This is a genomic window from Vibrio sp. V23_P3S9T160, assembly GCF_963886625.1.
GTDB lineage: Bacteria > Pseudomonadota > Gammaproteobacteria > Enterobacterales > Vibrionaceae > Vibrio > Vibrio anguillarum.
Window position 1 is genome coordinate 1 of the sequence record NZ_CAWPDB010000050.1, and the last position, 5114, is coordinate 5114.

Here is a 5114-nt window from a genome sequence, read left to right on the forward strand (position 1 = left end):
CACTTATTGAGACTGAGCATTTCACAATCAGTTCCATCTTAAAGCCATTTTTTTCAATTTATTTTTAAAATATTTATCTTTCATTAGCTTACTTCTATTTTACTCTTCAGCTCCGATCATTTCGTAAAAATGTGATGTTAATTGCTTGTTAATTAATTGTGTCGGTAGTATATTTCAAACACCTGTTTGATACGAGTGATTGAAATGGCACCAAGAAGTAGTACCAAAGAAAAAATCCTAGATGTTGCAGAGGGATTGTTTGCTGAACATGGCTTCAACGATACATCGTTACGAGCTATCACCAGCAAAGCTGGAGTAAATCTAGCCTCGGTTAACTACCATTTTGGTGATAAGAAAACGTTAGTGCGTGCAGTGTTGAATCGTTATTTAGAAGCATTTATGCCAGCCGTTCAACAAGCGCTGCAGGAGTTAAACTCCCAAGATGAATATCAAATGTCGGAAGTGTTTGAGTCATTGCGTACACCATTACGTGCGTTGAATGATGTTAGGCCTAACGGTACCAGCCGTTTTATGTTGTTGATTGGCCGCGGCTATACCGATGTGCAAGGTCATTTGCGTTGGTTTATCACCACACGCTACAGCGATGTATTGTCACTGTTTACTCAGTCAGTGATGAAGGCGAACCCAAAACTGACGCCTGAAACTCTATTCTGGCGTTTGCACTTCACGCTAGGCACGTGTGTTTTTACCATGGCGTCGAGCCAAGCATTGGCTGAGATTGCCGAAAGTGATTTTGGCAACCAAGTGGATGCCAAAGCCGTCGTCGACTTACTTATTCCTTATTTAGCCGCCGGCGTTGCGGCTGATTAACCCAATTAAATCTATTATAAGAAGTAACAATCCAAGCGAACAAAAGGATCTGATCATGAGCTCTCTACGAAGAAAATGGATAAGCGACCCCGCCTTTAAACTGTTTAAGCAAGTTTTGCCTCCGTTATCGGAGACAGAAAAAGAGGCGATGGAAGCGGGCAGCGTTTGGTGGGATGGTGAACTGTTTTCAGGTCGTCCAGACTTTACCAAGCTGCATCATTACCCAAAACCAACCTTGTCAGATGAAGAGCAATCTTTCATTGATAATGAATTGGAAACGCTGCTGTCTATGTTAGATGACCATAAAATCGTGAAAGAAGATCGCGACTTGCCAGCGGAAGTGTGGACGTTTCTGCGTAAAGAGCGTTTCTTCTCTTTGATTATTTCAAAGGCCTACGGTGGTCGTGAATTTTCCGCACTCGCCAACTCCACCATAGTGTCACGGATTGCGACGCGCAGTATCAGTACCGCTGTTACAGTGATGGTGCCAAACTCGCTTGGCCCGGGAGAGCTTCTCTCTCACTACGGTACACAACAACAGAAAGACTACTGGCTTCCTCGCTTAGCTGACGGTACGGATATCCCTTGTTTTGCGCTGACCGGGCCAGAAGCAGGCTCCGATGCTGGCGGCATTCCTGATCAAGGCGTGGTGTGTTACGGCAAGCACGAGGGCAAAGAAGTCCTTGGGATTAAACTCAGTTGGAATAAGCGTTATATCACGCTTGCTCCGGTTGCAACTGTGCTAGGCCTAGCTTTCAAACTCAGTGATCCTGACAAACTTCTAGGCGACAAGCTCGATATCGGCATTACCTGCGCGCTGATCCCTGCTAATCACAAAGGGGTGGAAATTGGCGAGCGACACGATCCACTCGGCCTTGCGTTTATGAATGGCCCAACGCGTGGTCAAGATGTTTTCATCCCGATGGATTGGCTCATCGGTGGTGCTGACTATGCGGGTAAAGGCTGGCGCATGCTGGTGGAATGTTTGTCGGCAGGGCGTGGTATTTCATTGCCCGCACTTGGTACGGCGATTGGTCACTTAACTTCGCGCACGACAGGTGCATACGCTTATGTGCGCAAGCAATTTGGCATGTCGATTGGTAAATTTGAAGGGGTAGCTGAAGCACTGGGCCGTATCGGTGGCTTAACATATTTGCTTGAAGCGACACGAACCTTAACCACAACCTCGCTCGATTTGAAAGAAAAGCCGGGTATAGTGACCGCCATTGCCAAATACCATATGACAGAAATTGCACGCACAATTTTAAATGATTCGATGGATATTCACTCTGGTCGAGCGATTCAAGATGGGCCAATGAACTACCTCGGAACACATTATCTCGGTATCCCGGTCGCAATTACGGTTGAAGGGGCCAATATCTTAACTCGCAATTTGATGATCTTTGGCCAAGGTGCCACTCGTTGTCATCCTTATGTTTTGAAAGAGATGGAAGCGGCGGCTAATCCTGATACAGAGCAAGGCGCGAAAGATTTCGATAAGCTGTTGTTTAAGCACATTAGCCACGCGACCAAAAATACCTTTGGGGCACTCGGTGCTGCATTAACGGGTTCGCGCTTTGTCAAAGCGCAGATGAGCGGCCCAACAAAAGCGTATTACCAACAGTTGACGCGCATTAGCCGAGCACTTGCCGTGAGTGCCGATTTCGCTATGTTGACGTTAGGTGGCGATCTTAAACGTAAAGAGATGATCTCAGCGCGTTTAGGTGATGGTTTGAGTTATTTGTACATGGCTTCAGCGACCTTGAAAAAGTATGAAGATGAAGGCCGCCAACAAACCGATTTAGATTACGTGCACTACGCGGTGCAATATTGCTTGTACCACGCGGCTAAATCTTTGCAAGAGGCGTACAGCAACTTCCCCAACAAAGTGGTTGGGCGCTTACTTAAAGTGTTGGTCTTCCCTTTGGGCAACCATTATGACAAACCTAGCGATGAGCTGTCGGTCAAACTGGCGGAAAGCTTAATGACTCCTGGAGCACATCGAGATCGTCTCACTCATCTTTGTTACATTGGGCCAGAGGAAGACGATAGCGTTGGCTTGATGGAAAAAGCGTTTTTGGCGATGTACGGTATCAGTGCACTTGAGCGCAAGCTGTTCCGCGCAGCCAAAGAGGGTAAAATTGCGCGTAAAGGTGCCCTGACTGAGCGATTAGCTCAAGCCTTAAGTGAAAATGTGTTGACTCAAACTGAAGTAGACCAAATTTTGGCCGCAGACAAACTGCGTTATAAAGCGATTCAAGTTGATCACTTTAGCCATGACTTGAGCGAGGTGATGACCAATAAGCCGGGAAAGCCAAAGCTTAATCATGTCGCCTAGTCGCGAATATCGTCACTAAAAGTGTGACCATATATCAGGGCATCCTAGTCGGGTGCCCTGATTTTTTGAGCCACGAGAGATCCAACCACTTGCAATTTCTGCCTGTTTTTAAAGAAATAGGGTGAGATCTTCGAGCGAAACTTTTATCCTAGCGGAGATTTTTGAAGGAAGTTGAATATGATCATCAAACCTAAAATTCGTGGATTTATCTGTACGACAACGCACCCTGTGGGTTGTGAAGCTAATGTAAAAGAACAAATTGCTTACACCAAAGCACAAGGCCCTATCAAAAATGCACCGAAACGTGTACTTGTTGTAGGCTCATCCAGTGGCTACGGCCTTTCGTCTCGTATTACCGCCGCTTTTGGTGGAGGTGCTGCGACTATAGGTGTTTTCTTTGAAAAACCGGGCACGGATAAAAAACCAGGCACCGCCGGTTTTTATAACGCAGCCGCGTTTGACAAGCTTGCTCACGAGGCGGGTTTGTATGCTAAAAGCCTAAATGGTGATGCATTTTCTCACCAAGCAAAACAGAAAGCGATCGAGCTAATCAAACAAGACTTAGGTCAAATTGATATGGTGGTTTACTCGCTTGCTTCACCAGTGCGTAAGTTACCTGAAACTGGCGAACTGATTCGCTCATCATTGAAACCGATTGGCCAAACATACACCGCGACAGCGGTTGATACCAATAAAGACATCATCATTGAAGCCAGTGTTGAACCTGCAACTGAGCAGGAAATTGCAGACACGGTAACGGTTATGGGCGGTCAAGATTGGGAGCTATGGATCCATGCACTTGCTGAAGCTGGCGTATTGGCCCAAGGGTGTAAAACCGTGGCTTATAGCTATATCGGTACTGAGCTAACTTGGCCAATCTATTGGGATGGTGCGCTAGGTAAAGCGAAGATGGATTTAGACCGCGCCGCATCGGCACTGAATGAACAGCTTTCTGTATTAGGCGGTACGGCTAATGTGGCCGTTCTTAAATCGGTTGTTACTCAAGCCAGTTCAGCTATTCCTGTTATGCCTCTTTACATCGCAATGGTGTTTAAGAAAATGCGTGAGCAAGGTGTACATGAAGGATGTATTGAACAGATCTATCGCATGTTTAGCCAACGTCTTTATAAAGAAGACGGTAGTGCGCCGGAAGTAGATGAGCAAAATCGTCTGCGTCTGGATGACTGGGAACTGCGTGAAGATATTCAAAAGCATTGCCGTGAGCTTTGGCCACAGATCACTACTGAAAACCTAAAAGAGCTGACGGATTACGTTGAATACAAAGAAGAATTCTTGAAGTTATTCGGTTTTGGTGTTGATGGCGTTGATTACGAAGCCGATGTCGATACTGAAGTGGCATTCGATGTAATTGATATCTAATCCATTGGTGTCACAGTGACACAATAAGATGTTCTAATCTCAAAGGTCTAGCCACAGTGCTAGGCCTTTGCCGTTATGGAGGGTAATACAGCATTATTCACCCTCAACAGCATTTTCTCGATCAATGAAACGGTTGCTGTTTCCCTGCAACAAAAAATACATCACAGTGGTGCTCGGCCGCTAATTGCTTGAGTAGGTGTTGGTTGATAGGCTCAATAGTATTTGACGCGATTATCGCACTGGCATTTCCGGAGCGGATAGCTTTAATCACAATCTCTAATTCCGATAACGTTTGAGAGGGTTTCATGTGGATCACTCTGTCGCAATGTATATTGAAAGAAGCAAACTGTTCATACTGTGGTCGAGGACATTCAGAGGTGAATAAGATCCACTGCTGTTGGTGCTGGGATAGCTTAGCAAGCTTTGACATCATGGCTTGTTCAATCGTATTTACTGAGCGATGGGCATTAGCCAAAGGGTACTGAGCTGATAGTTGAGAAGCGAAATTTACTTGAAGCATAACACTGTCCTTTCATACATGCTGTATGTGTATACAGTATTTGAG

At 45.7% G+C, this 5114-nt stretch carries 4 protein-coding genes; 3 read left to right on the forward strand and 1 reads right to left on the reverse strand.

The window, feature by feature from the left end:
* Window positions 1–204 precede the first annotated feature (204 nt).
* The 3 genes from AACU59_RS03065 (at window position 205) to fabV (ending at window position 4549) form a co-directional block, all read left to right on the forward strand.
* Entirely contained in the window at window positions 205–831 is a 627-nt protein-coding gene (locus AACU59_RS03065; RefSeq protein WP_010319039.1) for a TetR/AcrR family transcriptional regulator, read from the forward strand.
* Window positions 832–886: 55 nt separating this feature from the next.
* Window positions 887–3169: an acyl-CoA dehydrogenase gene (locus AACU59_RS03070; RefSeq protein WP_064625501.1), complete on the forward strand. Its 2283-nt coding sequence runs from the start codon at window positions 887–889 to the stop codon at window positions 3167–3169.
* 177 nt (window positions 3170–3346) lie between these two features.
* The gene (fabV, locus tag AACU59_RS03075; protein ID WP_026028134.1) at window positions 3347–4549 is read left to right on the forward strand and encodes an enoyl-ACP reductase FabV; all 1203 of its coding nucleotides are present in this window, start codon (window positions 3347–3349) and stop codon (window positions 4547–4549) included.
* A 121-nt stretch (window positions 4550–4670) separates the two neighbouring features.
* Here the strand turns inward: fabV and AACU59_RS03080 are convergent, their stop codons facing one another.
* Entirely contained in the window at window positions 4671–5069 is a 399-nt protein-coding gene (locus AACU59_RS03080; protein WP_017045220.1) for a hypothetical protein, read from the reverse strand.
* Between the last annotated feature and the right edge of the window lie 45 nt (window positions 5070–5114).